The 24,315-nt window shown below is 71.4% G+C and carries 23 protein-coding genes and 3 pseudogenes; 14 read left to right on the top strand and 12 right to left on the bottom strand.

Annotation, left to right across the window (positions count from 1 at the left end):
- Positions 1–41 precede the first annotated feature (41 nt).
- The 4 genes from ACIRPT_RS10245 (at position 42) to ACIRPT_RS10230 (ending at position 4,038) form a co-directional block, all read left to right on the top strand.
- Positions 42–920 (top strand): TatD family hydrolase, encoded by an 879-nt coding sequence (locus ACIRPT_RS10245; protein WP_403510319.1) that lies wholly within the window; start codon positions 42–44, stop codon positions 918–920.
- 112 nt (positions 921–1,032) lie between these two features.
- A complete protein-coding gene (locus tag ACIRPT_RS10240; RefSeq protein ID WP_403510316.1) occupies positions 1,033–2,187 on the top strand; it encodes a ubiquitin-like domain-containing protein in 1,155 nt (384 codons plus the stop codon).
- A gap of 40 nt (positions 2,188–2,227) precedes the next feature.
- A complete protein-coding gene (gene rsmA / locus ACIRPT_RS10235) occupies positions 2,228–3,124 on the top strand; it encodes a 16S rRNA (adenine(1518)-N(6)/adenine(1519)-N(6))-dimethyltransferase RsmA (RefSeq protein WP_403510313.1) in 897 nt (298 codons plus the stop codon).
- Positions 3,121–4,038 (top strand): 4-(cytidine 5'-diphospho)-2-C-methyl-D-erythritol kinase, encoded by a 918-nt coding sequence (locus ACIRPT_RS10230; RefSeq protein ID WP_403510310.1) that lies wholly within the window; start codon positions 3,121–3,123, stop codon positions 4,036–4,038. Before rsmA ends, ACIRPT_RS10230 begins: the two co-directional genes overlap by 4 nt.
- A gap of 9 nt (positions 4,039–4,047) precedes the next feature.
- Here the strand turns inward: ACIRPT_RS10230 and ACIRPT_RS10225 are convergent, their stop codons facing one another.
- The gene (locus ACIRPT_RS10225; RefSeq protein ID WP_403824940.1) at positions 4,048–4,788 is read right to left on the bottom strand and encodes an alpha/beta hydrolase; all 741 of its coding nucleotides are present in this window, start codon (positions 4,786–4,788) and stop codon (positions 4,048–4,050) included.
- 88 nt (positions 4,789–4,876) lie between these two features.
- Here ACIRPT_RS10225 and ACIRPT_RS10220 point away from each other — a divergent pair, with 88 nt between their 5' ends.
- Together ACIRPT_RS10220 and ACIRPT_RS10215 are read left to right on the top strand one after the other, a co-directional pair.
- Complete coding sequence (locus ACIRPT_RS10220) at positions 4,877–6,676, top strand: ABC-F family ATP-binding cassette domain-containing protein (protein WP_403824937.1); 1,800 nt, start codon at positions 4,877–4,879, stop codon at positions 6,674–6,676.
- A gap of 244 nt (positions 6,677–6,920) precedes the next feature.
- Positions 6,921–7,637 carry a response regulator transcription factor gene (locus ACIRPT_RS10215; protein ID WP_403824935.1) on the top strand — a complete coding sequence of 239 codons (717 nt, stop codon included), beginning with the start codon at positions 6,921–6,923 and terminating at the stop codon, positions 7,635–7,637.
- A gap of 119 nt (positions 7,638–7,756) precedes the next feature.
- Here ACIRPT_RS10215 and ACIRPT_RS10210 read toward each other — a convergent pair whose 3' ends face one another.
- The 5 genes and pseudogenes from ACIRPT_RS10210 to ACIRPT_RS10190 all read right to left on the bottom strand — a co-directional run bounded on the left by ACIRPT_RS10210 (position 7,757) and on the right by ACIRPT_RS10190 (position 11,021).
- Positions 7,757–8,659 carry an alpha/beta fold hydrolase gene (locus ACIRPT_RS10210; RefSeq protein WP_403824932.1) on the bottom strand — a complete coding sequence of 301 codons (903 nt, stop codon included), beginning with the start codon at positions 8,657–8,659 and terminating at the stop codon, positions 7,757–7,759.
- Between the two features lie 486 nt (positions 8,660–9,145).
- A pseudogene (locus tag ACIRPT_RS10205) lies at positions 9,146–9,611 on the bottom strand (DUF6879 family protein).
- Positions 9,592–9,816: pseudogene (locus ACIRPT_RS10200) on the bottom strand (hypothetical protein); the annotation flags it as partial. The pseudogenes ACIRPT_RS10200 and ACIRPT_RS10205, both read right to left, overlap by 20 nt.
- Before the next feature lie 110 nt (positions 9,817–9,926).
- Complete coding sequence (locus ACIRPT_RS10195; protein ID WP_403824929.1) at positions 9,927–10,151, bottom strand: DUF397 domain-containing protein; 225 nt, start codon at positions 10,149–10,151, stop codon at positions 9,927–9,929.
- Between the two features lie 138 nt (positions 10,152–10,289).
- A complete protein-coding gene (locus ACIRPT_RS10190; RefSeq protein ID WP_403824926.1) occupies positions 10,290–11,021 on the bottom strand; it encodes an XRE family transcriptional regulator in 732 nt (243 codons plus the stop codon).
- A gap of 515 nt (positions 11,022–11,536) precedes the next feature.
- Between ACIRPT_RS10190 and ACIRPT_RS10185 the strand changes: the two genes are divergently transcribed.
- On the top strand, positions 11,537–11,728 hold the full coding sequence (locus ACIRPT_RS10185) for a hypothetical protein (protein ID WP_403824924.1): 192 nt from the start codon (positions 11,537–11,539) through the stop codon (positions 11,726–11,728).
- A gap of 56 nt (positions 11,729–11,784) precedes the next feature.
- Positions 11,785–11,958: a hypothetical protein gene (locus ACIRPT_RS10180; RefSeq protein WP_403824921.1), complete on the top strand. Its 174-nt coding sequence runs from the start codon at positions 11,785–11,787 to the stop codon at positions 11,956–11,958.
- Between the two features lie 85 nt (positions 11,959–12,043).
- Here ACIRPT_RS10180 and ACIRPT_RS10175 read toward each other — a convergent pair whose 3' ends face one another.
- Both ACIRPT_RS10175 and ACIRPT_RS10170 read right to left on the bottom strand, forming a co-directional pair.
- Positions 12,044–12,346 carry a hypothetical protein gene (locus tag ACIRPT_RS10175; protein ID WP_403824919.1) on the bottom strand — a complete coding sequence of 101 codons (303 nt, stop codon included), beginning with the start codon at positions 12,344–12,346 and terminating at the stop codon, positions 12,044–12,046.
- An 18-nt stretch (positions 12,347–12,364) separates the two neighbouring features.
- A complete protein-coding gene (locus ACIRPT_RS10170; protein ID WP_403824917.1) occupies positions 12,365–14,035 on the bottom strand; it encodes a sodium:solute symporter family protein in 1,671 nt (556 codons plus the stop codon).
- Between the two features lie 235 nt (positions 14,036–14,270).
- On the opposite strand from ACIRPT_RS10170, the gene galT reads away from it, so the two are divergent.
- The 4 genes from galT to ACIRPT_RS10150 all read left to right on the top strand — a co-directional run bounded on the left by galT (position 14,271) and on the right by ACIRPT_RS10150 (position 18,646).
- Complete coding sequence (gene galT, locus ACIRPT_RS10165; RefSeq protein ID WP_403824914.1) at positions 14,271–15,317, top strand: galactose-1-phosphate uridylyltransferase; 1,047 nt, start codon at positions 14,271–14,273, stop codon at positions 15,315–15,317.
- An 8-nt stretch (positions 15,318–15,325) separates the two neighbouring features.
- Positions 15,326–16,381, top strand: coding sequence for a UDP-glucose 4-epimerase GalE (gene galE, locus ACIRPT_RS10160; RefSeq protein ID WP_403825863.1), 1,056 nt, complete (start codon positions 15,326–15,328; stop codon positions 16,379–16,381).
- Positions 16,381–17,547 carry a galactokinase gene (gene galK / locus ACIRPT_RS10155; RefSeq protein ID WP_403824911.1) on the top strand — a complete coding sequence of 389 codons (1,167 nt, stop codon included), beginning with the start codon at positions 16,381–16,383 and terminating at the stop codon, positions 17,545–17,547. The genes galE and galK overlap by 1 nt, the downstream gene beginning before the upstream one ends.
- Before the next feature lie 304 nt (positions 17,548–17,851).
- Positions 17,852–18,646 carry a response regulator transcription factor gene (locus tag ACIRPT_RS10150; RefSeq protein ID WP_403824908.1) on the top strand — a complete coding sequence of 265 codons (795 nt, stop codon included), beginning with the start codon at positions 17,852–17,854 and terminating at the stop codon, positions 18,644–18,646.
- Here the strand turns inward: ACIRPT_RS10150 and ACIRPT_RS10145 are convergent.
- The 3 genes from ACIRPT_RS10145 to ACIRPT_RS10135 all read right to left on the bottom strand — a co-directional run bounded on the left by ACIRPT_RS10145 (position 18,643) and on the right by ACIRPT_RS10135 (position 22,167).
- On the bottom strand, positions 18,643–20,697 hold the full coding sequence (locus ACIRPT_RS10145) for a beta-galactosidase (RefSeq protein ID WP_403825860.1): 2,055 nt from the start codon (positions 20,695–20,697) through the stop codon (positions 18,643–18,645). The two genes, ACIRPT_RS10150 and ACIRPT_RS10145, sit on opposite strands and share 4 nt — an antisense overlap.
- 41 nt (positions 20,698–20,738) lie before the next feature.
- Entirely contained in the window at positions 20,739–21,545 is an 807-nt protein-coding gene (locus tag ACIRPT_RS10140) for an SDR family NAD(P)-dependent oxidoreductase (RefSeq protein ID WP_403824905.1), read from the bottom strand.
- Between the two features lie 124 nt (positions 21,546–21,669).
- Positions 21,670–22,167: a MarR family winged helix-turn-helix transcriptional regulator gene (locus ACIRPT_RS10135; protein WP_030066914.1), complete on the bottom strand. Its 498-nt coding sequence runs from the start codon at positions 22,165–22,167 to the stop codon at positions 21,670–21,672.
- A gap of 166 nt (positions 22,168–22,333) precedes the next feature.
- Between ACIRPT_RS10135 and ACIRPT_RS10130 the strand changes: the two genes are divergently transcribed.
- Positions 22,334–23,152: a trans-aconitate 2-methyltransferase gene (locus tag ACIRPT_RS10130; RefSeq protein ID WP_403824902.1), complete on the top strand. Its 819-nt coding sequence runs from the start codon at positions 22,334–22,336 to the stop codon at positions 23,150–23,152.
- 21 nt (positions 23,153–23,173) lie between these two features.
- Positions 23,174–23,573 (top strand): annotated as a pseudogene (locus tag ACIRPT_RS10125) (VOC family protein).
- 49 nt (positions 23,574–23,622) lie between these two features.
- On the opposite strand, the gene ACIRPT_RS10120 reads toward ACIRPT_RS10125, so the two are convergent.
- Positions 23,623–24,309, bottom strand: coding sequence for a TetR family transcriptional regulator (locus ACIRPT_RS10120; protein ID WP_403510254.1), 687 nt, complete (start codon positions 24,307–24,309; stop codon positions 23,623–23,625).
- Between the last annotated feature and the right edge of the window lie 6 nt (positions 24,310–24,315).

Raw genomic sequence — 24,315 nt, 5'->3', positions numbered from 1 at the left:
GCGGGTGAGGGCCGGGCCGCGGTCCTCATAGGATCGCGGCCATGGCACCGCAGGACGACAAGAACACCCCGCCGCCGCTGCCCGAACCCCTCCGGGTACCGGTCGCGGACTCGCACACCCACCTCGACATGCAGGAAACGACCGTCGAGGAGGCGCTCGCCAGGGCCGCCTCCGTCGGGGTGACCACCCTGGTGCAGGTGGGCTGCGACCTGGCCGGTTCGCGCTGGGCCGCGGACACCGCCGCCGCGTACGAGAACGTGCACGCCACCGTCGCGCTGCATCCCAACGAGGCGCCGCGGATCGTGCTCGGTGACCCCGACGGCTGGTCCCGGCAGGGCGCCCGGCAGCCCGGTGGCGACGCCGCCCTGGACGCGGCGCTCGCCGAGATCGACGCGCTCGCCGCCCGGCCCGAGGTGCGCGGCGTCGGCGAGACCGGCCTGGACTACTTCCGTACCGGCCCCGACGGCATGGCCGCCCAGCAGCGGTCCTTCCGCGCCCATATCGAGATCGCCAAACGGCACGGCAAGGCCCTGGTCATCCACGACCGGGAGGCGCACGAGGACGTGCTGCGGATCCTGCGCGAGGAGGGCGCGCCCGAGCGCACCGTCTTCCACTGCTACTCCGGCGACGCCGCGATGGCCAAGATCTGCGCCGAGGCCGGCTACTTCATGTCCTTCGCCGGCAACGTCACCTTCAAGAACGCCCAGCCGCTGCGCGACGCGCTCGCCGTTGCGCCGCCCGAACTGGTGCTCGTCGAGACCGACGCCCCCTTCCTCACCCCCGTGCCGTACCGCGGACGAGCGAACGCGCCCTATCTGATTCCGCACACCCTGCGCGCGATGGCCCAGGTCAAGGGGATGACCGAGGACGCGCTGGCCTCGGCCGTCGCGGCGAACACGGCGCGCGCCTTCGGTTACTGAGCCACGCCACGGGCCGCCACGCGACCACTCTCCGTAGTGGCTCGACTTTGGACAGTCACCGTCGCTCCGCTACCCTCCGGCCGTCAACCGGATCTGTGGCATCTGGAGCGTCGTGAGTCCTTCGCAGAGCAGCCACCGCGCCGCGCGCGGCCGTCGCAGGCGCGTCCCCCAGCGCCCGGAAACCCTGCGGCGGCTGCTGCCCCGGGCCCTGGTCGTGGCTTTCCTGGCCGGCGGCACCACCGCCTTCATCGCGCACGACAAGGCCATCCGCCTCAGCGTCGACGGCAAACCGCGCACCCTGCACACCTTCGCCGAAGGCGTCGACGACCTCCTCGCCGACGAGAACCTGGACATCGCCCGGCACGACATCGTCGCGCCCGCCCCCGGCGCCGAACTCCGCAGCGGCGACGAGGTCGTCGTCCGGCACGGCCGCCCGGTCGTCCTCACCCTCGACGGACAGCGCCGCCAGGTGTGGACCACCGCCGACACCGTGGACGGTGCGCTGCGCCAGCTCGGCGTCCGCGCCGAGGGCGCCGTACTCTCCAGCTCCCGCTCCCGCCGCATCGAGCGGCACGGCCTGGAGCTGGCGGTGCGCACCGAACGCTCCATGGTCTTCGTCGCCGACGGCCGCGAACACCACATCCGCACCAACGCCTCCACCGTCCGCGAAGCCCTCGCCGACGCCGGGCTCACGCTGCGCAACGAGGACACCGCCTCGGTGCCGCTGGAGAGCTTCCCGGTCGAGGGGCAGACCGTCTCCGTGCTGCGGATCACCGGCTCGAAGGAGGTACGGGAGGAGCCCATCAGGTTCCGCACGGTCAAGCGGCACAACGACCGGCTGGCCCGCGGCACCGAGTCCGTCGTCCAGCAGGGACGGCCCGGGGTGCGGCGGGTCACCTACCGCCTGCGCACCGTCAACGGCGTCCGGCAGAAACCGCAGCGGGTGCACACCCGTGTGGTGCGTGCGCCGCGCCCCCAGATCGTGCACATCGGCACCAAGGCGCTGCCCGCCTCCGTCGCGGGCGCCGACCACCTCGCCTGGGACGCGCTGGCGCGGTGCGAGGCGGGCGGGCGGCCGAACGCGGTCGATTCCTCGGGGGTGTACGGCGGGCTCTACCAGTTCGACGTCGGCACCTGGCACGCCCTGGGCGGCAGCGGCCGCCCGCAGGACGCCTCCGCCCAGGAGCAGACCTTCCGCGCCAAGAAGCTGTATCTGACCCGGGGGGCGAGCCCCTGGCCGGTCTGCGGCGGCAGGCTTCACAGGTGAGGGCGGCAGGCTTCCCGGGTACGGGCCGTAAGCTTCACGGGTGAGCAAGAGCAGCAGTAGCAGCGACGATTCCGGTGCCCTCCTCGGGCCGGCCGACATCCGGGAGCTGGCCGCCGCGCTGGGCGTACGTCCCACCAAGCAGCGCGGCCAGAACTTCGTCATCGACGCCAACACGGTCCGCCGCATCGTGCGGACCGCCGGAGTGCGGCCCGACGATGTGGTGGTCGAGGTCGGGCCCGGTCTCGGGTCCCTGACGCTGGCGCTGCTGGAGGCCGCCGACCGGGTCACCGCGGTGGAGATCGACGAGGTGCTGGCGGCCGCGCTGCCCGACACCGTCGCCGCCCGGCTGCCCGAGCGCGCCGACCGCTTCGCGCTGGTGCACAGCGACGCCATGCACATCACCGAACTGCCCGGCGCCGCGCCCACCGCACTGGTCGCCAACCTCCCCTACAACGTCGCGGTCCCCGTACTGCTGCACATGCTCGCGACCTTCCCCACCATCGACCGCACCCTGGTCATGGTCCAGGCCGAGGTCGCCGACCGGCTCGCGGCCCGCCCCGGCAACAAGGTCTACGGCGTGCCGTCGGTCAAGGCCAACTGGTACGCCGAGGTCAAGCGGGCCGGCGCCATCGGCCGCAATGTCTTCTGGCCCGCGCCGAACGTCGATTCGGGGCTGGTCTCCCTCGTACGGCGGGAGAAGCCGGTGGAGACGACCGCGAGCCGCGACGAGGTCTTCGCCGTGGTGGACGCGGCCTTCGCCCAGCGCCGCAAGACGCTGCGGGCGGCGCTGTCGGGATGGGCCGGCTCGGCCGCGGCGGCGGAAGCGGCCCTGGTGGCGGCGGGTATTTCCCCGCAGGCGCGGGGTGAGGCGCTTACCGTCGAGGAGTTCGCGCGGATCGCCGAGCACAAGGGGCACGAAGAGGGAGATGCGGCATGAGGGCATGCGGGACGAGCGGCGCGTCGGTCACCGTACGGGTACCGGCCAAGGTCAACGTCCAGCTGGCGGTCGGCGCCGCCCGGCCCGACGGCTTCCACGACCTGGCGAACGTCTTCCTCGCCGTCGGCCTCTACGACGAGGTCACCGCCGTCCCCGCCGACTCCCTGCGGATCACCGCCGAGGGGCATGACGTCGACCAGATCCCGCTGGACCGTACGAACCTGGCGGCCCGCGCCGCCGAGCTCCTGGCGGCCCGGCACGGCATCGAGCCGAACGTCCACCTCCATATCGCCAAGGACATCCCCGTCGCGGGCGGGATGGCGGGCGGCAGCGCGGACGCCGCCGGCGCCCTGCTCGCCTGCGACACCCTGTGGGCCACCGGCGCCGACCGCGCCGAACTCCTCGACATCTGCGCCGAGTTGGGCAGCGATGTGCCCTTCAGCCTGGTCGGTGGCGCGGCGCTGGGCCGCGGCCGGGGCGAACTGCTGACGCCGCTGCCCGTCGGCGACGCCTTCCACTGGGTCTTCGCGGTCGCCGACGGCGGGCTGTCCACCCCGGCCGTCTACCGCGAATTCGACCGGCTGACGCAGGACACCCACGTGCCCGAGCCGGAGGCCGCCCCCGAACTGCTGGCCGCCCTGGAAGCCGGCGACGCCACCGCCCTCGCCGCCGCCCTCACCAACGACCTCCAGCCCGCCGCGCTCTCCCTGCGCCCCGCCCTGGCCGACACCCTGGCCGCCGGCACCGCCGCCGGTGCGCTGGCCGCGCTGGTCTCCGGCTCAGGACCGACCACCGCCTTCCTGGTCAAGGACGCGCAGGCGGCCCAGCAGGTGGCGACGGCGCTGGCGGAGTCCGGCACCTGCCGTGAGGTACGGGTGGCGGACTCGCCCGCCCCGGGCGCGACGCTGCGCTGACCGGACGGCTCAGCCGGTCGCCGGCACCTCGGCCGCCAGCGCGTCGGCCACCAGATGCCCGGCCCGTACGGCGTGCTCCGCCGTCGTCGGGCGGCAGCGGTTCGCGGCGGGATCGAACGCGGTCATGATGACGCCCGCATGATCGGTCCCGGGCTCCTGGAGGGTCACCGGCAGGCCCGCGGAGCGCAGCGCGGCGGCCAGGTCCCGGGAGTGCCGCGCGTCCACGACGGTGTCGTCGGCGCCGTGCACCAGGCGCACCGGCACGGCCGGCGCCAGGCCCGCGGCGAGATCGGCCAGCACCGCCGTGCCGGTGGTGCGGGCCGGCAGGTCGTAGCGGCCGGCCACCCCGACGATCGCCGACGGCCGCGGGCCGGCCGCCCCCTGTGGCCGCAGCGCGACGCCCAGCGCAGCCGGGGCACCGGCCGACCACCCGGCGAGGACACACGACTCCCCGTCGCCGCCCAGCCCGCCCGCCTCCTTGCCCGCGAACGCCAGCGACTCCAGAAGCTGCGACCGGCCGCCGTCCGCGGCGTCCGACCGCCAGTCCGGCACCAGCACCAGCAGGCCGCGCGCCGCCGCGGCCCGCGCCAGCGGCTCCAGGACGTCCCGCTCGTCGGGGCCGATGCCGTGCCAGAGCAGCACGGTCGGCCACGGCCCGGTCGCCCCCGCCGGACGGTGGACGTCCAGCCGCTTGCCGCTCGGGCCGTAGACCAGCCCGCGTTCCGTCTCCACTGCCTCGTCCGTTCGCATGACGGGAACGCTATCCAACGGGGGACAAAGGGCCCCGCGGGCGGCGACTAGGCTGGGGAGGTCGATCGATCCGAAGCGCAGGAGTGAGATGGCCGTCAACCTCGTCAATCTGGAAGCCGTCGGCAAGGTGTACGGAACCCGTGCCCTGCTCGACGGTGTCTCCCTCGGCGTCAACGAAGGGGACCGGATCGGCGTCGTCGGACGCAATGGGGACGGCAAGACCACCCTGATCCGGATCCTCGCCAAGCTGGAGGACGCGGACGACGGCCGGGTCACCCACAGCGGCGGCCTGCGGCTGGGCGTCCTGACCCAGCACGACTCCCTCGACCCGGCCGCCACCATCCGGCACGAGGTCATCGGGGATCTGGCCGACCACGAATGGGCCGGCAACGCCAAGATCCGTGACGTCCTGACCGGACTCTTCGGCGATCTGCACCTGCCGGGCTTCGACAAGGGCCTCGACACCGTCATCGGCCCCCTCTCCGGCGGCGAGCGCCGCCGCATCGCCCTGGCCAAGCTGCTGATCGCCGAGCAGGACCTGATCGTCCTGGACGAGCCCACCAACCACCTCGACGTGGAAGGCATTTCGTGGCTCGCCGGCCATCTGCGGGCCCGCCGCAGCGCCCTGGTGGTCGTCACCCACGACCGTTGGTTCCTCGACCAGGTCTGCACGCAGATGTGGGACGTCCAGCGCGGCGCGATCCACGAGTACGAGGGCGGCTACAGCGACTACGTCTTCGCGCGGGCCGAGCGCGAGCGGATCGCGGCCACCGAAGAGACCAAGCGGCAGAACCTGATGCGCAAGGAGCTGGCGTGGCTGCGGCGCGGCGCCCCGGCCCGCACCAGCAAGCCCCGCTTCCGCATCGAGGCCGCCAACGAACTGATCGCGGACGTGCCGCCGCCCCGTGACACCGCCGAGCTCATGAAGTTCGCCAACTCCCGCCTCGGCAAGACCGTCTTCGAGCTGGAGAACGTCACCGTCCAGGCCGGCCCGAAGGAGCTGCTGAAGCATCTGACGTGGCAGCTGGGACCCGGCGACCGGATCGGCCTGGTGGGCGTGAACGGCGCCGGCAAGACCTCGCTGCTGCGGGCGCTGGAGCAGGCGGCCCGTACGCAGGGCGAGGCGCAGCCCGCGGCCGGCAAGATCGTCGTCGGCAAGACCGTCAAGCTGGCCTACCTCTCGCAGGAGGTCGCCGAGCTGGACCCGTCCTGGCGGGTGGTGGAGGCGGTGCAGAAGGTGCGCGAGCGCGTCGACCTCGGCAAGGGCCGGGAGATGACCGCCGGGCAGCTCTGCGAGAAATTCGGCTTCACCAAGGAGAAGCAGTGGACGCCGGTCGGCGACCTCTCCGGTGGCGAGCGCCGCCGCCTGCAGATCCTCCGCCTCCTCATGGACGAGCCGAACGTCCTCTTCCTCGACGAGCCGACCAACGACCTCGACATCCAGACACTGACCCAGCTGGAGGACGTGCTCGACGGCTGGCCCGGCTCGCTGATCGTCATCAGCCACGACCGGTACTTCATAGAGCGGACGACGGACCGGGTCTTCGCGCTCCTCGGCGACGCCGCGCTGCGGATGCTGCCGCGCGGTATCGACGAGTACCTGGAGCGCCGCCGGAAGGTCGTCGAGGCCGCGGTGCCCGCCCCCGCACAGCAGGCCGCCGCGCCCAAGAAGGCGGCGGCCGTCAACCGCGCGGCACAGAAGGAACTCCAGAAGATCGAGCGGCAGCTGGACAAGCTCGGCGACAAGGAGAGCAAGTTGCACGCGCAGATCGCCGAACACGCCACCGACTTCGAGAAGGTCGCGGGACTCGACGCCCAGCTGCGTGAACTGGTCGGCGAGCGCGAGGAGTTGGAAATGCGCTGGCTGGAGCTGGCCGAGGACGCATAGCCGCGGCGGTCGACGGCCGCGATGGGGGTCCCCGGACGGAGTCCGGGGGGAGGCTATCGGCCCCGATTGGCCAAGAAGGCCGCATTCCGGCGGTCTTCTCCCCGGTAGGGGGCGCGCGAGACCGGCCGAGCGTGTAGCTTCCCGGGGACAAATCCCGGGCACTATCTCCGGGCACACTACCCGGGCACAAAGGGGCCCGGCGGGGGCCGGGGGCGGGGCCCGCCGGGAGGTGAGGGGGTTCTCGATGGTCGTGCGGCTCATGGTGGTCGACGATCACCGTCTGCTCGCCGAGGCGCTCGCCTCGGCCCTGAAGCTGCGCGGGCACCGCGTCCTGGCGGCGGCCGCGCCGAGCGCCGGGGCCGCGGACCTGGTGGTGAGCCGGGCGCCCGAGGTGTGCCTGCTGGGCACCGCCGCACCCGCCGCGCCGGGGGTCTTCGACCCGGTCGTACGGATCAAGAAGGAGCGGCCCCAGATCGCGGTGGTGGTCATGGGCCCGGTGCCCAGCCCCCGCGGGATCGCGGCCGCCTTCGCCGCCGGGGCGTCCGGCTACGTCCGCAACGACGAGCGGATCGAGGGCGTCGAACGCGCCATGATGAAGGCGCGGGCGGGCGAGTCGGCCATCGCACCGCAGCTGCTCCAGCAGGCCTTCGAGGAGCTGCTGCACCCGGCGGCCCAGCCGGACGACGAGGGCGCGCGGCTGCTCCAGCTGCTCACCCCGCGCGAGGTCGAGGTGCTGATGCGGGTCGCGGACGGCGAGGACACCCGGCTGATCGCCGCCGGGATGGACATCGCGCCGAGCACCGCCCGTACGCACGTCCAACGGGTGCTGATGAAGCTGGAGGTGGGCTCCCGCCTGGAGGCCGCGGCACTGGCGGCCCGCACGGGACTGCTGGAACGGGTGGCGCGGGGCGGGGGCGCACGGGCCGAGGCTGCGGGGGCCGCGGAATCGGGAGGCGAGTAGGCGGGGGTACGGGGCAGGGCGGGCCCGCCCTCAGCGGCCTTGTGGCCCTTCCGCGGAAAGGGGGCAGCCGACGGGCCGCCCCCTCCCTGCACGCTGGGTAATGACTGATCCCTCCCGGATCAGACGGTCAGCCGATCGAGGATGCCGGCCACCTCCGCCGGCCTGAGCAGGAACCCGACGTGGCTGGTGTCCAGCGTGTGCACGTCGTACGGATTGCCGGGCGTCAGGGCGTCGCATTCGGCGATCAGACGGTCCTGCATGGCCACCGGAAGCGTCCGGTCTTCGGAGAGACGGATGTAGGTACGGGCGATGGTGCCCCAGGTGTCGGCGTGGCCGCGCGCGTCGGACATCATCACCGCCAGCGACTCGTCCGGCTGCAGGATGTTCAGGAAGGCCCGGAACTGCTCATCGCTCGCGTCCGCCATCATCGCTTCCTTGAGCGCGGCCAGCATGACCGGGTCGGCGGTGCGGTAGTTGGCCCGGCCGACACCGAGCTCGGCGGGGTCGCCGACGTTCAGCGCGGCCAGCGGGCCCAGCAGGTTGTCGCCGAACTCGGGCTCCTGCATGTACGCGATGGGGTTGGCGCGCTCCACGCACGACCAGGCGGAGACGTAGACGAGCCGGCTCACCAAACCGGGGACCGTGTTGCCCACCCCGGTGATGGTGGTGCCACCGAGACTGGCGCCCACCAGGACCACCGGCCCGTGCCCGGCCACTCGCCGGACGACGTCGACGACCGTGTCGACGTTGTCCTGCAGGGTGACCCCGGCCAGCTTGGACGGTTCGGCCGCCCACGCGTCGAGGTCCTGCGGAGCCTGGTACGCGGCCGGGTACTGCGCGTCGAAGCCGTGCCCCGGCAGGTCCACGGCGAAGCTGCGGTGCCCGAGCAGCGCCAGCTCGCGCTGGACGGGTGCCCACATCCACGAACTGGAGCACGAGCCGTGCACGAGCACGAACGTCGGGCTCGCGCCACGGGCCGGGCGCGGGCGGGGAGAGTTGCTGGATACGGATGCAGATGTCATGCGGTCAGTCCAATGTTCATGTCCGGTGGGCGGCGCGGGCGGGCATGCCTGAGGGGCCGATGCCCGCGCGGTGCGCCGCCGCGTCTGAAGGGAGAAACGGGCGCGCCTTCACCAGGCGCAACGCGGTTCGGTCGCCGGGCGCACGGAAGCCGATGGCAGCGCTCAACCAGCGCGTACCGGCCGCCGGTCAGAGGCAGCACGCGACATGGAGGTGCTCACCGGCGACGATGCACGTCGACGGACAACTCCTCTGCAAGCGCCGGTCGCCGAGCGACTGCGGCGGCAGAGCGTCTCAGGCGGTCCGCTGGCGGACGAACATGTAGGACATGCCGGGGATCCTAGCTGCTCATGGATCACTGCCGCGAACGATTTATGTCAGCGTCGAAGGTCGCACCTCGGGCAGGGGCAACTGCGGCCGGAACTCCACGACATGGCGCTCCGTCGGGAACGACGCCTTCTCACGGGAGGATCCGCTGTGCCCCTGGATCAGACCGCCCGGTACTCCTGGTGCGGGACGGCACGTTCCCAGACGGCTTCGAAGGCCGTCGAGCAAAGGCGCACCACAGACGGATCGGCCGTGCGCTCCTCGTCACCCTCGGGAGACAGTTCGCCCTCGCCGGTGAAGTGCAGGAATACGACGAGGCAGCCAGCGAACCTGTTCGCCGGCCGCCACATTGCTGGGCGTGAGGTGATGCTCGTAGCGGATGTAGTCACTCATCGGCTCCGAGAAGATCCGGGCACGGCGAACCTCAACACCCCGACCGGTGATCTCCTTCATCAGGGCAAGCCATGGCCGCGAGCCCGGATCGCGCTCGGCTGAAATGCTTTGAGGGTCCTGCAACCACGAGACGAAATACGGATCGGGCCGCATATAGCCGTCCCGCATCTCCAGGTGCACGGCAGAGCGCTTGGCCTGCCGGAACAGTTCCTCGAACGTCGGTTCCTCGGCCACCGTTCACCTCCGGGAAGAGCAGCGTCATGCGCTTGGGGATCTCGACAACCGTCTCGTGGGACGGGAGGTCGAGCTGTGACAGACGCTCGGCATTCGCAACCTTCCACCCTTGGACCAGATAGTTGTCGGTCTGGTCGTCGTAGTACACAGTCGGCGATTTACCCTCAGGTGACTCAGGGTCTTTACCAAGCATGTGCAGTGCCATGTGACCACCTCGCTCGTGGGAGAGGACCTGTGTGTAGGAGCCTGCTCCCTACTTCCCCTGTGGCGCACCGGACTTGCATGAACTTGCACGTGCTTGAGGTCCGGGACAGCTCAGGCGGGGAACTCCCCGTGCTTCACGGCGGAGACGAACGCTGACCAGCTTCCGGCGGAGAAGACCAGCGCAGGGCCGGTCGGGCGCTTGCTGTCGCGTACGGGCATGCCGGCGTGGCCATGGGCGACCTCAAGACATTCGCCCTGGCTGCCGCCGCTGTAGCTGGACTTGTACCACCCGGTGAGCGTGGACGCGTCGGAGACGGTGTGCTCACTGCTGACCATGTGCGTGTTCCTCTGCTGCCGCCCTGACGAGGGCCAGTGATTCCTGCTGCGACAACGCGTCGCTCAGGGCAAGAGCGTAGGCCGTGTGGCTGGCTCTCACCAGGGCCGGATCATCCATCAGGTTCCTGGTCAGCCTTATCACTCCGGTACTGGGGTGCCGCGTTCCCAGAGTTCATCGCAGTGCGCCACGAACCTTGAGAAGACCCCATCGTCGCTGTGGCGTCGCAGATGCATCAGCGGCGAGTCGTGTCCGACAGCCGTAGCCAGGTGTGGGGTGACAAGCGCTTCGTCGTCGAAACGGAAGACCGACAGCGAGACGTGGTTCATGGCGTCGGTCGGCGTCGTGAAGCGGGCTTCGAGGCCGGGGATCCGCCCCAGTCGGGCAAGCTGCTCAAGAGTGGTGTTGATTCGCGTGGAGACTGTCAGGGAGACGCCCTCGATCTCCTCGCGTTGGCGTGTGACGTCTCCGCTCGGGTCACCGAGCAGGAAGCGGACGCGGCAGCCGCGCTCGGCCTTGCGGCGCAAGGTTTCCGGGAAGGCCGGCACCTGCGTCCACAGGAAATAGGACGTGAAGCCGCCGAAGAACAACTCATCGCTCGCGTCCTCGATCAGCTTGGCCCAGACGCCGGAGGGGCAGGCCGACCGGTACGCGTAACTCTCCACGATCTCCCGGCCGCCACCGGCCCTGAGCCGTTCCTTGACGGCTTTCGGCCACAACATCTCTGCCTCAACTCCCAATGCATTGCAGGCATCTTCCCGGTTCCTCGCGTGCGGGATCAGTTCTTCGTCCGCGATCCACCGTTCCACGGTCTTGCCGGAAACTCCCACACGGAGGGCAAGCATCCTGGGCGAAAGCCCCGCCGTCTCCATAGCTGATCGTAAGGCCGTATTCAAGGCTCCCCCTGGGGACATCTGGGCGTTCTTCGACCGTAGCCCCAGAAGGCCCGACAGTCCCGAGAAACGGTGCGATACGACCCTCACGGGCGGTCAGTCTGGCCCTGACGAAGACCCCCGCGACCGTGGTGGACGGCCCGGGGGCGTGGCCATCAACCCTGGGAGGTTGACGACGTGATCCAAGCTATCGCGAGACTCTGTTCCCCGCTCTTGCGGCTGCTGTTTCCTGCCCCTGGGCGTCACCGGGCGCCGGGGCCGGAGACCTCTCCGCCTATCCCGATCGCAGACATTCCGACCGCCCTGCCCCGGCGGCAAATGGGACCCGGAGCGCTGCGCGGCGAGGACTCGTACCTGGTCCGTCCGTACGTCCTCACCTCCGAGGAGCGGCGGGAACGACGGGCTCAGCGCGGTCGGCGGCAGGCTTTGTGGTTGGCCGTGCACGGGTACGACGCGGGGCCGCGCTGGATTCACGGTGTGGAGGTGGGGGCTTGATGGCCCGCATGTGCCGCCCCGTTCAGCTGGGCGAACCGGCGTCGGAGCCCGTGCCGGTTGCGGGGTGCGATGTGTGCGGTGCGCTGGCCCAGCAGCGGGCGGGGGCGTACGGCGTGGGGGACAGGTCGAAGGTGACGGACTGCAACGTCGAGATGCGGCGCCACGCCCATCCGCGGGTGGTACGGGCGTGAGCGGGGGCAGCGGCAGTGCGCGCCGCAGGAACGTGTCGTATCAGGATCCGCTTGCCGTGCCGCGTTCCGGACTCGCGGACCCCAGTTGCTGCCCGGGGTGCGCTCTGCTGAAGGAGCAACTGCGCGAGGTCCTTTGGGCGCAGGACGGCCTCGCCTTGTGGGAGGTGCTCGACAACATGACGCGGCACAAGGAATACGGACATCCGGGGGAGTCACCACCGTCCCAGTAGGCCGGGGACGAGGCCGCCGCGCCCGTCCCGGCCCGGCGGCCGCTCGGCAGGGCGAGCCGTACCGCCGGTCCGGGACGGCCCCGGCTCAGTGCGCCGAGGCCCCCTCGGCCGCCTCGACGTCCTCCACCGCGGGCGGTACGACCGGCCGCAGTTTCAGCCACACCAGGAAGAACAGCCCCAGGACGAGCATGCCGAGGCCCGTCCAGAGGTTGATGTTGATGTTCTCGGCCTTCTTCAGGTCGGCGTCGGAGGCGGTGATGCCGGCCACGGTGACGATGACGCCGTAGACGACGAACAGGCCGCCGATGATGCGCCGGATGTCGAAGAGCCGGGCCGCGGTCGCGGACTTGCGCTCCAGCTCGGAGACTTCGTTTTGCAGGTCGGACATGGGAGTTCACGCCTCCGATCAGAGGGAGTAGGGCAGGTAGCAGGCGGCGGCGAGCGCGATCGCACCCCAGCCGAGCAGTGCCGGCCTGCGGTACCAGGCGTCGTCGCCCTCGGCGGGCGGCTCCTCCAGGCCCGGGGCCGTCGTGCCGTAGACCAGCCCTGCCAGCTCCGCCTCGGGCTTGGGCGCCGTGAAGAGGGTGACGGCGACCATGACGGCGGCACCGGCGACGAAGCCGACGATCGCGGAGACGAAGTTGGCGCCCTGGTCGGTGGGGATGGCGATGATGCCCTGCTTGTAGATCCAGAAGTAGTTGACCATCGCGGCCGTGGTGCCGGCGAGCAGGCCCCATACGCCGGACTTCATCGAGGCGCGCTTCCAGAACATGCCGATGATGAAGACCACGAACATCGGGACGTTGAAGAAGGAGAACAACGTCTGGAGGTAGCCCATGATGTTCGAGAACGACGAGGCGATGAACGCCGTGCCGATCGAGGCGAGGACGCCGATCGCGGTGATGAGGCGGCCGAACTTCAGGTAGTACCCGTCGGGCTTGTCGGTCTTCACGTACTTGGCCCAGATGTCGTACGTGAAGACGGTGTTGAAGGACGAGACGTTGGCCGCCATGCCCGCCATGAAGGCGGCGAGGAGGCCGGTGACGGCGATGCCGAGCACGCCGTTGGGCAGCAGCTCCTGCATGAGGTACGGAATCGCGTCGTTGTAGGTGAGGCCGGAGCCGGCCGCGCCGATCTTCGGGACGAGGACGGCGGCGACCAGGCCCGGGATCATCACCAGGAAGACGATGAACATCTTCGGGAACGCGGCGATGAGCGGGGTGCGCTGGGCGGCCGAGAGGTTCTTCGCGGACAGCGCGCGCTGCACCTCGGCGAAGTTCGTCGTCCAGTAGCCGAAGGAGAGCACGAAGCCCAGGCCGAGGATGATCGTCAGCCAGTTCGCGCCGAGCGGGTTGGCGTCACCGATGCCCGTACCGCCCCAGGCCGTGAGGAAGTTGCCGCCGTGCGAGGACTCCAGGGAGTGGGTCAGGCCGCCCCAGCCGCCGACGCGCTTGAGGCCGATGATGCAGAGGGGTATCAGCGCGGCGAGGATGACGAAGAACTGGAGCACTTCGTTGTAGATCGCCGAGGACAGGCCGCCGATGGTGATGTACGCGAGGACGAACAGGCCCGCGACGACGATCGCCACCCACTGCGGCCAGCCCAGCAGCGCCTCGACGACGATCGACAGGGCGTACAGGTTCACGCCGGCTATCAGTATCGCGGCGAAGGCGAACAGGACCGAGCTGAGCAGGTGCGCGGACCTGTCGAACCGCTGGAGCAGGAACTCGGGCACCGAGCGGACCTTGGAGCGGTAGTAGAACGGCATCATGACCAGGCCCAGGAAGACCATGGCCGGGATGGCGCCGATCCAGTACCAGTGCACCACCGCGACGCCGTACTGGGCGCCGGTCGCGGCCATCCCGAGGATCTCGGTGGCGCCGAGGTTGGCGGCGACGAACGCGAGGCCGGTCACCCAGGCGGGCAGCGACCGGCCGGAGAGGAAGAAGTCCAGGCTCGTCTTCACGCTGCGCCTGGCCGCGAATCCGATGCCTAGGACGATGACGAAGTAGATGGCCAGGATCGTGTAGTCGAGCCCGTTGGTGGGCAGCCGGAGGCCTTCGGCCAGGGTGGTCATGGGGGCACTCGCTTCTTCGGGAGCGATCTGAACGCACAGAAAGCTACGCGCGAGCGTTCAGAAACTGAACACTTTTGTTGGTTTTATTTGTTGGATCGTGATCGGGCTGGCCGGTATCGGTGCGTATGTCCCGGTGGGAGTCCAGGCCTGTCCCGGCGTTGACGAGACTGTTTAGTTGTGCTTCATTGTGTTTGTTTGTGTTTGATCGACGTGATGATGCGGTGAGGAGCTCCCGGTGAAGAAGACGACGACCCGGCTCGCGGACGGCCGGGAGTTGATCTACTACGACTCACGCGACGACGCCGTACGCGACGCAAGCGACCCCCGCCCCCTCGACCCGGTCTCCACCGCCTCCCGCATCCGCCACGACCGCCTCCTGGGCGACCACGTCGCCATCGCCTCGCACCGCCAGGGCCGCACCTACCACCCCCCGGCCGACGAATGCCCGCTGTGCCCCTCCCGCGAAGGCCGGCACTCCGAGATCCCCGCCGCCGACTACGACGTCGCCGTCTTCGAGAACCGCTTCCCCTCCCTCGCCGGGGACAGCGGCCGCTGCGAGGTCGTCTGCTTCACCCCCGACCACGACGCCTCCTTCGCCGACCTCACCGAAGAACAGGCCGCCCTGGTCCTCGAAGCCTGGACCGACCGCACCGCCGAACTGTCCCAACTCCCGGGCGTGGAGCAGGTGTTCTGCTTCGAGAACCGCGGCGCCGAGATCGGCGTCACCCTCGCCCACCCGCACGGCCAGATCTACGCCTACCCCTTCATCACCCCCCGCACCGAGCGGATGCTGCGCTCCCTCGCCGCCCACCGCGAGGCCACCGGCGGCGGCAACCTCTTCGACGACGTCCTGGCCGACGAGATCGCCGACGCAAGCCGCATCGTCCTCGAGGGCGAGCACTGGCTGGCCTTCGTCCCCTACGCCGCCCACTGGCCCTACGAGGTGCACCTCTACCCCAGGCGCCGGGTCCCCGACCTGCTCGCCCTCGACGAGGCGGCCCGCACAGAGTTCCCACAGCTCTATCTGGAAGTCTTGCGGCGGTTCGACCGGATCTTCGGGCCGGACGCGCCCCCGACGCCGTACATCGCCGCCTGGCACCAGGCGCCGCTGCGCGCCGCGGACCGCTCCGAATTCGCACTTCACCTCGAGCTTTTCACCATTCGCCGGACTTCCGGCAAGCTGAAGTTCCTCGCGGGTTCCGAATCCGGCATGAACGTGTTCATCAACGATGTGCCGCCGGAGGCCGCGGCCCAGCGACTGCGAGAGGTAGCGAGCGAGTGAGCAAGCCTGTGTCTGCGAAATACCTGGTGACCGGCGGGGCCGGATACGTGGGCAGCGTCGTCGCCCAGCACCTGCTGGAGGCGGGCCACGAGGTCACCGTCCTCGACAACCTCTCGACCGGCTTCCGGGCGGGCGTCCCCGCCGGCGCCGAGTTCATCGAGGGTGACATCCGCGACGCCGGCAAATGGCTGGACGCCTCCTACGACGCGGTCCTGCACTTCGCCGCGTTCTCGCAGGTCGGCGAGTCCGTCGTCAAGCCCGAGAAGTACTGGGACAACAACGTCGGCGGCACCATGGAGCTGCTGGCCGCCATGCGCACGGCGGGCGTCCGCAAGCTCGTCTTCTCCTCCACCGCGGCGACCTACGGCGAGCCCGAGCAGATCCCGATCGTGGAGTCCGCGCCGACCGCGCCGACCAACCCCTACGGCGCCAGCAAGCTCGCCGTCGACCACATGATCAGCGGCGAGGCCGCCGCCCACGGCCTGGCCGCCGTCTCGCTGCGCTACTTCAACGTCGCCGGCGCCTACGGCGACTGCGGCGAGCGCCACCAGCCCGAATCGCACCTGATCCCGCTGGTCCTCCAGGTCGCCCAGGGCAAGCGCGAGGCGATCTCCGTCTTCGGCGACGACTACCCCACCGCCGACGGCACCTGCATCCGCGACTACATCCACGTCGCCGACCTGGCCGAGGCCCACCTCCTCGCCCTGGAAGCCGCCCACCCGTCTCCCGCCACCACCCCGGCAGGAGGCGCTACGCGCCACAGTGTCAAACCCGGCGAGCACCTGATCTGCAACCTCGGCAACGGCAACGGCTTCTCCGTCCGCGAGGTCATCGAGACCGTCCGCAAGGTCACCGGGCACCCGATCCCCGAGGTCATCGCCCCGCGCCGCGGCGGCGACCCCGCCGTCCTGGTGGCGTCCGCCCAGACCGCCATCGACCGGCTCGGCTGGCGCCCCGCCCGCGCCGACCTCGCCGGCATCGTCGCCGACGCCTGGCAGTTCACCCAGCGGCTCGAGGGCGGAAAGCCCGACGGCCGGCAGCCACAGGGGACCAAGGAGTCCTGATGCACGATCACGAAGCCGCGACCCGGACCGCCGAGGCGTTCCACGCCGTCTACGGCACCGCCCCCACCGGGATCTGGGCCGCCCCCGGCCGGGTCAACCTGATCGGTGAACACACCGACTACAACGACGGCTTCGTGATGCCGCTGGCCCTCCCGCACACCACCGTCGCCGCGGCCTCGGCCCGCCCGGACGGCGTGCTGCGCCTGCACTCCGGCGGCGCCGACGGCGGCGTCGTCGAGCTGCTCATCGACGAGCTGCGGCCCGCCCCCGCCGGGACCTGGGCCGCCTACCCGGCGGGCATCGTCTGGGCCATGCGGGAGGCCGGGCTGCCGGTGGGCGGCGCCGATCTGCACTACGAGAGCACCGTGCCCGCCGGCGCGGGCCTCTCCTCCTCCGCCGCCCTGGAGGTCGCCACCGCGCTGGCCCTCAACGACCTCTACGGCCTCGGCCTCGCCCCCCAGCGCCTGGCCCGGCTCGCCCAGCGCGCCGAGAACGCCTTCGTCGGCGTGCCCTGCGGAATCATGGACCAGACCGCCGCCGCCTGCTGCACCGACGGCCACGCCCTGTTCCTGGACACCCGGGACCTCACCCGGCGTCAAGTACCGTTCGATTTGGCGGGGGAGGGGCTGCAACTCCTCGTCGTCGACACCTGCGTGAAGCATGAACTCGGAGACGGCGCATACGCCCAGCGGCGCGCCGGCTGCGAGCGTGGCGCGCGGGCGCTCGGTGTGCGCGCCCTGCGCGACGTGCCGTACGCGCATCTGTCCGAGGCGCTCGACAAGCTTGCCGACGAGCCCGTCGTCCGGGACCTCGTACGCCACATCGTCACCGAGAACCACCGGGTCGAAGAGGTCATGTCCCGCCTCGACGCCGGTGACCCCCGCGCGATCGGCCCGCTGCTGACCGCCGGACACGCCTCGCTGCGCGACGACTTCAAGATCTCCTGCGCCGAGCTGGACCTCGCGGTCGACACGGCCGTCGCGGCGGGCGCGGTCGGGGCCCGGATGACCGGCGGTGGCTTCGGCGGCTCGGCCGTCGTCCTCGTCGAGGAGGCCGACGCGAAGGCGGTCACCACCGCCGTCACCGACGCATTTGCGGCGGCCGGATTCGTTCCCCCGCGCGTCTTCGCCGCGGTGCCCAGTGCGGGGGCCCGCCGCCTGGTGTAACGGGCGCCGCCCGGCGGCGGCCATGGCAAAACGGCCACGGAGCCGCCGCATCTCATCCACCGAACCGTCGCAAAAACGCCCGGAGGTACGGACCAGTTCAGCCATTTGGCTTCACTTGCCGCCCGCTGTCCGTACTCTGAGATCAGCACCGGTGGGGGCCGGTGCGGATCAGGGGGCGAGACCGTCGGGTACGGCGTCCGGGGTGGGGTAGTCATTGCGGCACGGCGGCGGCCGTGCGGCCGAGGCGATCTTCAATCCGGGCGTCGTGCCCGCTATGGTCCGTTCACCGAGACAGGGGGTCTCCGTGCAACGCATCCGGGTTCTGGTGGTCGACGACCACCGCATTTTCGCCGAATCCCTGGCGGCCGCACTCGCGGCGGAACAAGACGTGGACGTGGCCGCGGCGGGCAGCGCCCCGGCGGCCCTGCGCAACCTGGAGCGGGCGGCCGCCGAGGGCCGCCGCTTCGATGTGCTGCTCGCCGACGCCGAGCTGGCCGCCGTCGCGCCGCTGGCAGCGGTGCCGCCGCAGCCGTCCGCCGCTCAGCAGGGCGCGCCGCGCGCCGCCTCCTCGGCCGGCATCGCGCTCGTCTCCGGCCTGCGCACCAGCCACCCGTACCTGCGGACCGTCGTCCTCGCCGAGCGCGACGACCCGCGCCACGCGGCCGCCGCCCTCCAGGCCGGCGCCTCGGGCTGGGTCGCCAAGGACTGCTCGCTCTCCCGGCTGCTCGCCGTCATCCGCGGCGTACTGCGCGATGAAACGCATCTGCCGCCCGCCCTGCTGACCGGCGTACTGCGCGAGCTGACGGCGGCCCGCAAACACCGCAGCGAGAGCGAGCGGCTGGTGGAGTCGCTGACGCCGCGCGAGCGCGAGGTGCTGCGCTGCATGGTCGCGGGCCTGGGCCGCAAGGCGGTCGCCGAGCGGCTGTTCCTCTCCCCGCACACCGTCCGTACGCATATGCAGAACGTCCTGGGCAAGCTCGGGGTGCACTCCACCCTCGCGGCGGTGGCGCTGGCCCGCCGGGCCGGGGTGGGCCCGGCGGAGGTCGAGGCGGCGACGGCGACGGCGACGGCCGCCCCCGCCCCGGTGGGCGCCGGCTAGCCGGCCGCTCCGGTCCCGGCCGCCCCGTCCGCGCCGGCTTCGGTCAGTACGGCCACGCCCAGCCCCGGCAGCGTGATCCGGTCCGCGGGCGGCGGAGCGGCCCCCGACGCCGTGCCCGCCGCCGCCAGCACATCCGTCATCGGCGCGGGCAGGGCGACCTCGACGGCCTCGGCCCGGTGATTGAGCAGGAACGTGAACCGCCCGTACCGGCCCTCCGGGTCCGCCCGGACCGTCGCCTGCACACCGGCCGGCAGCCCCGGCAGTACGGGCGCCACCCCGGCCGCCTCCCGGACGTCGTCCAGCAGGGCCCGCAGCAGCGCCGGTTCGAGGCGGGTCCCGACGTACCAGACCGTGCCCCGACCGTACGCATGCCGGGTCACCGCGGGCCGCCCGGCCAGCTCCCCGTCCATGAAGTACGCGAGCGCCTCGGCCCCTTCGAGGTCGATGGCCTCCGACCACAGGTCCGCCGACCCCGTATAAGGACCGTCCCCGACGGCCACCCGCCGGCCCGCGTCCAGCGGCCAGAACTCCTCGACCCGCAGCCCCAGCAGCTCCCGCAGCGGCGCCGGATAGCCCCCGGCATGCACCCGGTCGTGCTCATCGACGATCCCCGAGAAGAACGACACCACCAGGTGCCCGCCGCCCCGTACATAGGCGGCCAGCCGCGCGGCATCCCGCGCCGTCAGCAGATACAGATTGGGCACGACCACCAGCCGGTACCCGGCAAGCTCCCGCTGCGGCGGCACCACCTCACACGCCACGCCCGCCTCGAAGAGCGGCCGGTAGTGGTCCAGCGCGATCCCGGAGTGGTCCAGCGCGGTGGACGGCTTGGAGTCCACCTCCAGCGCCCACCAGCTGTGCCAGTCCGCCAGCAGCGCCACCTCGGCCCGCGACCGCGTCCCCGCGATCTCCGGGAGCGACGCCAACTCCCGTCCCAGCTCCTGCACTTCACGGAAGATACGGGTGTCCGTCCCGCCGTGCGGCAGCATCGCGGAGTGGAACTTCTCCGCCCCGCCCAGCGACTGCCGCCACTGGAAATACAGCACCGCGTCCGCCCCCTGGGCGATGGCCTGCCAGCTCCACAGGCGCATCGCGCCCGGCGGCTTGGGCCCGTTGCGGGGCCGCCAGTTGACCGCGCCCGGCGCCTGTTCCAGCAGCAGCCAGGGCTGCCCGGACCGGGCCGAACGCATCAGGTCGAAGACGTACCCCGCCCGGACGTGATCGTCGGCCGCGTACGGGTCCTGGTACATGTCCAGCGCCATGGCGTCCATGTGCGCCGACCAGGCGAAGGCGTCCACGGGCTTGTGCTGCGGCATCAGATTGGTGGTGACCGGCACCGCGGGCGTGATCCGCGCCAGCACCTCCTTCTCCGCCAGATAGCAGGCGCGCAGCGCCGCGTCGCCGAACCGCAGGTAGTCCAGCTGCTGGGCGGGGTTGGGGAAGGTGGGCGCCGTACGCGGCGGCAGCACCTCGTCGAAATCGCCGTACGCCTGCGACCAGAACGCCGTCGACCAGGCCTCGTTCAGCGCCGCGACGCTCCCGTACCGCTCCCGCAGCCAGCCCCGGAAGTCCTCGGCCGACACGTCGCAGAAGCACTGCCGGGTATGACACCCGTACTCATTGCCCACATGCCACATGGCGAGCGCCGGGTGGCCGGCGTAGCGGGTGGCGAGCCGCTCGACGAGGCGCACGGCGTGGGCGCGGTAGACGGGGCTGGAGGGGCAGTAGTGCTGCCGGCCGCCCGGCCAGCGGCGTTGCCCGTCGGGGCCCTCGGGCAGGATCTCGGGGTGCGCGCGGGAGAGCCAGGGTGGGGGAGAGGCGGTCATCGTCGCCAGGCAGACCGCGATATCCGCCCCCGCGAGGCCGTCCATCACCCTGTCGAACCAGCCGAAGTCCCATTCCCCCGGCCGGGGTTCGACCCTGGCCCAGGAGAAGATCCCGGCGGTGACCATGGTGACGTGGGCCGCCTTCATCAGCTTCAGATCCTCGGCCCACACCTCCTCGGGCCACTGCTCGGGGTTGTAGTCGCCGCCGAAGTGAATGCCGCCCATCGGACCCCCAGGGTCGAAGTTCAGATTCTCGCTGTCCCGCTTCAACTCGAGTTCTTGTACACGCTCCAGCCGCCGTCGACGACGAGGCTCGCCCCCGTGACGAAGGATGCCTCCGGAGAGAGCAGAAAGGCGATGGCCGCGGCGACCTCCTCGGGCCGTCCCAGTCGCCGCGCCGCGGTCTCCTCGGCGCTGGCCTGCCGCTCCGCCTCGCCGATGCCCTCCCAGGCGTCGGTCAGCACCGGCCCCGGCAACACGCTGTTGACCCGTACGTCGGGCCCGTACTCCACGGCCAGCTGCCGCCCCAGCCCGGTCAGTCCGGCCTTGGACGCCGCGTAAGCGGGGCGCCCCGGCAGCCCGATCAGCGCGTGCACGGACGAGGTCAGCACCACCGCCCCCTGCCGCCGCCGCAGATCCTCCAGCGCGGCGCGCACGCCGAGGAAGGACCCGGTGAGGTTGACCGCCAGCTGCCGCTCCCAGTCGGCGAGCGGGGTGCGGTCGGCGGCCGCCACATAGCGCAGAAAGGCGTTGCTGACCAGCCCGTCGACCGGCCCGTAACGCCGCCGCGCCGCCTCGACCGCCCGCCGCCAGTCGTCCTCCGCCGCCACATCGCAGTGCTCGTACGAGGCCTGGCCGCCGGCCGCCCGGATGCGCCGGGCGGTGTGCTCGCCGCGCTCGTCATCGATGTCCAGCAGCAGTACGGCGGCCCCTTCGGCCGCCAGCCGGTCGGCGGTCGCCGCCCCGATCCCGGCCGCGGCGCCGGTCACCAGCACCGTACGGCCCGCGAAGCGCCTGCCGTAGGGGCCACCGTGGTCGCCGTTCGCCGGATGCGGTGCGCGCTGCTGGCTCATGGCGCGATCCAAGCCGACGCGGGGGGCGGCGGGCAAGGGGTCGTACGAGTGGGGGCGCGCCCGTCACCCGGGGGAGCGCGGGCGGCCCCGGGCGGGGGCCGTCGGCCCGCCGCGCCGCGCCCCGTCAGCCCGGAATGTTGTCGAAAGGACCCGTCAACCTGCGCAGCAGACCGGCCAATTCATGGCGCTGCTGTCGGGAGAGCTCGGCGAGGATGGCGCGCTCCTGGGCCAGCAGCCCCGCCAGCGACTGATCGGCCTTGTCGCGGCCCTCGGCGGTCAGTCTGACGAGGACTCCGCGCCGGTCGCTGGGGTCGGGCAGCCGCTCGACGAGGTCTTTCTTGGCGAGCCGGTCGATGCGGTTGGTCATCGTCCCGGAGGTGACCAGTGTCTGCGTCAGCAGGGCGCCGGGCGAGAGCTGATAGGGCGCACCGGCCCGCCGCAGGGCGGTCAGCACATCGAACTCCCAGGGCTCCAGCCCCACCTCGGCGAAGGCGATCCGCCGGGCCCGGTCGAGGTGTCTGGCCAGCCTGGACACCCGGCTGAGGACCTCTAGCGGTTCCACGTCGAGGTCCGGGCGCTCGCGGCGCCATGCTGCAACCAGTCGGTCGACCTCGTCCTCCATGACGATCAGTGTAAAGGGTCCCTCGACATGAAGTCTCTTGACGTCGAGATATATTTCGGTGGACTATTGGGCATCGTCGGCGGGAAGCTCACATCCACCAGCGTTGGCCAAAACCAACCGTTCGTGAGCGCAGAGTCAGCCCTGTACCAGCGAAGGGGTTTCGAACATGCACGACGCACCAACCTGGGATCCGCAGCAGTATCTGCACCACTCCGGGCACCGCACCCGCCCGTTCCACGACCTGCTCAACCGCATACCCGAGCTCCCCCGGCACGCGGGCCCCACCCGCATCGCCGACCTCGGATGCGGTCCCGGGAACGTCACCGTCCAACTCGCCGACCGCTGGCCCGACGCCCACATCACCGGCCTCGACAACTCCCCCGAGATGCTGAGCGAAGCCAAGACGTACGCCGGCCCCACCCACGGCGGCGGCCTCCTCGACTTCGCGCCCGCCGACGCCGCCGACTGGTCCCCCGATGAGCAGTACGACCTGATCATCTCCAACGCGGCGCTCCAATGGGTCCCCAATCACCCCGAATCCCTCCCGCGCTGGATCGACGCCCTCACCCCCGGCGGCACCCTCGCCTTCCAGGTACCCGGCAACTTCACCTCGCCCAGCCACGCCCTCCTCGGCGAGCTGTGCGACGCCCCCCAGTGGCGCGAGCGCCTCACCACCCACGGCCGCCGCTTCGTCCACATCCTCGAACCGGCCGGATACCTCACCCGCCTCAGCGACCTCGGCTGCACCGCAGACGTATGGGAAACCACCTACGTCCAGCTCCTCCAGGGCGACGACCCCGTCCTGGACTGGGTCAAGGGCACCGCCCTGCGCCCCGTCCTGACCGCCCTCGAGGACGACCCCGCCGCCCGCGACGCCTTCCTCGCAGAATTCCGCGACCTCTTGCGCCAGGCCTACCCCACCGGCCGCCACGGCACGGTCTTCCCCTTCCGCCGCATCTTCGCCGTCGCCCACAAGCCGCGCTGACCGCCCCGGAGGAGCCCCGCCGTGATCACCGGCCTCGACCACGTCCAGCTCGCCGCGCCCCCCCCGGCACCGAGGACACCCTGCGCGCCTTCTACGCGGACACCCTCGGCATGACGGAGGTCCCCAAACCCCCGGGCCTCGCCGGTCGTGGTGGGGGTCCCCCCTGCTCGAGCGAAGCCGAGAGCTTGGGGGATGGTTCGAGGCCGGCACGGCCCGCCTCCACCTGGGCATCACCGCGGACCACCACCCCTCACCCAAAGCCCACCCCGGCATGCGCGTCACCGACATCGACGCCCTCGCCGCCCGGCTCACCGCCGCCGGCACCCCCGTCACCTGGGACGACAACCTGCCGGGTCACCGACGCTGCTACGCGACCGACCCCGTGGGCAACCGGCTGGAATTCCTGGAGCCGACGGACTGAACCCGCCGCGCCGCAGGGGGCGGCCCGGCGCACACCCCGGGCCGCCCCCTCACGCCTTCCGGTGCCCTATCAACCGCGGCTTCGCCTCCAGGCCGTCCAGGCCGTGCCACGCCAGATTCACCAGATGCGCCGCCACCTCGGCCTTCTTCGGCTTGCGGACGTTCAGCCACCACTGGCCGGTCAGCGCGACCATGCCGACCAGGGCCTGCGCATAGAGCGGCGCCAGCTTGGGATCGAAGCCGCGGGCCTTGAATTCCAGGCCGAGGATGTCTTCCACCTGGGTGGCGATATCGCTGATCAGCGACGCGAAGGTGCCGGTGGACTGGGCGACGGGCGAGTCCCGTACGAGGATGCGGAAGCCGTCGGTGAAGGTCTCGATGTAGTCGAGGAGTGCGAACGCGGCCTGCTCCAGGAGCTCCCGGGGATGGCCGGCGGTCAGCGCGCCGGTCACCATGTCGAGCAGCTGGCGCATCTCGCGGTCCACGACCACCGCGTACAGGCCCTCCTTGCCGCCGAAGTGCTCATAGACCACCGGCTTGGAGACGCCCGCCTTCGCCGCGATCTCCTCGACCGAGGTGCCCTCGAAACCGCGCTCCGCGAAGAGCGTGCGACCGATGTCCAGCAGCTGCTCGCGGCGCTCGGCGCCGGTCATCCGGACCCTGCGGGTCCGCCGGGTACCCGTACCGGGAGGAGTCTTGTCCTTGCCGTTGCTCACGCTGCTGCCGTCGATCGCCACCCGTTA

Source organism: Streptomyces sp. NPDC101227 (genome assembly GCF_044767545.1).
Taxonomy (GTDB): domain Bacteria; phylum Actinomycetota; class Actinomycetes; order Streptomycetales; family Streptomycetaceae; genus Streptomyces.
Note: the sequence above shows the minus strand (reverse complement) of the source record. Positions and strands in the feature narration are given on the sequence as shown.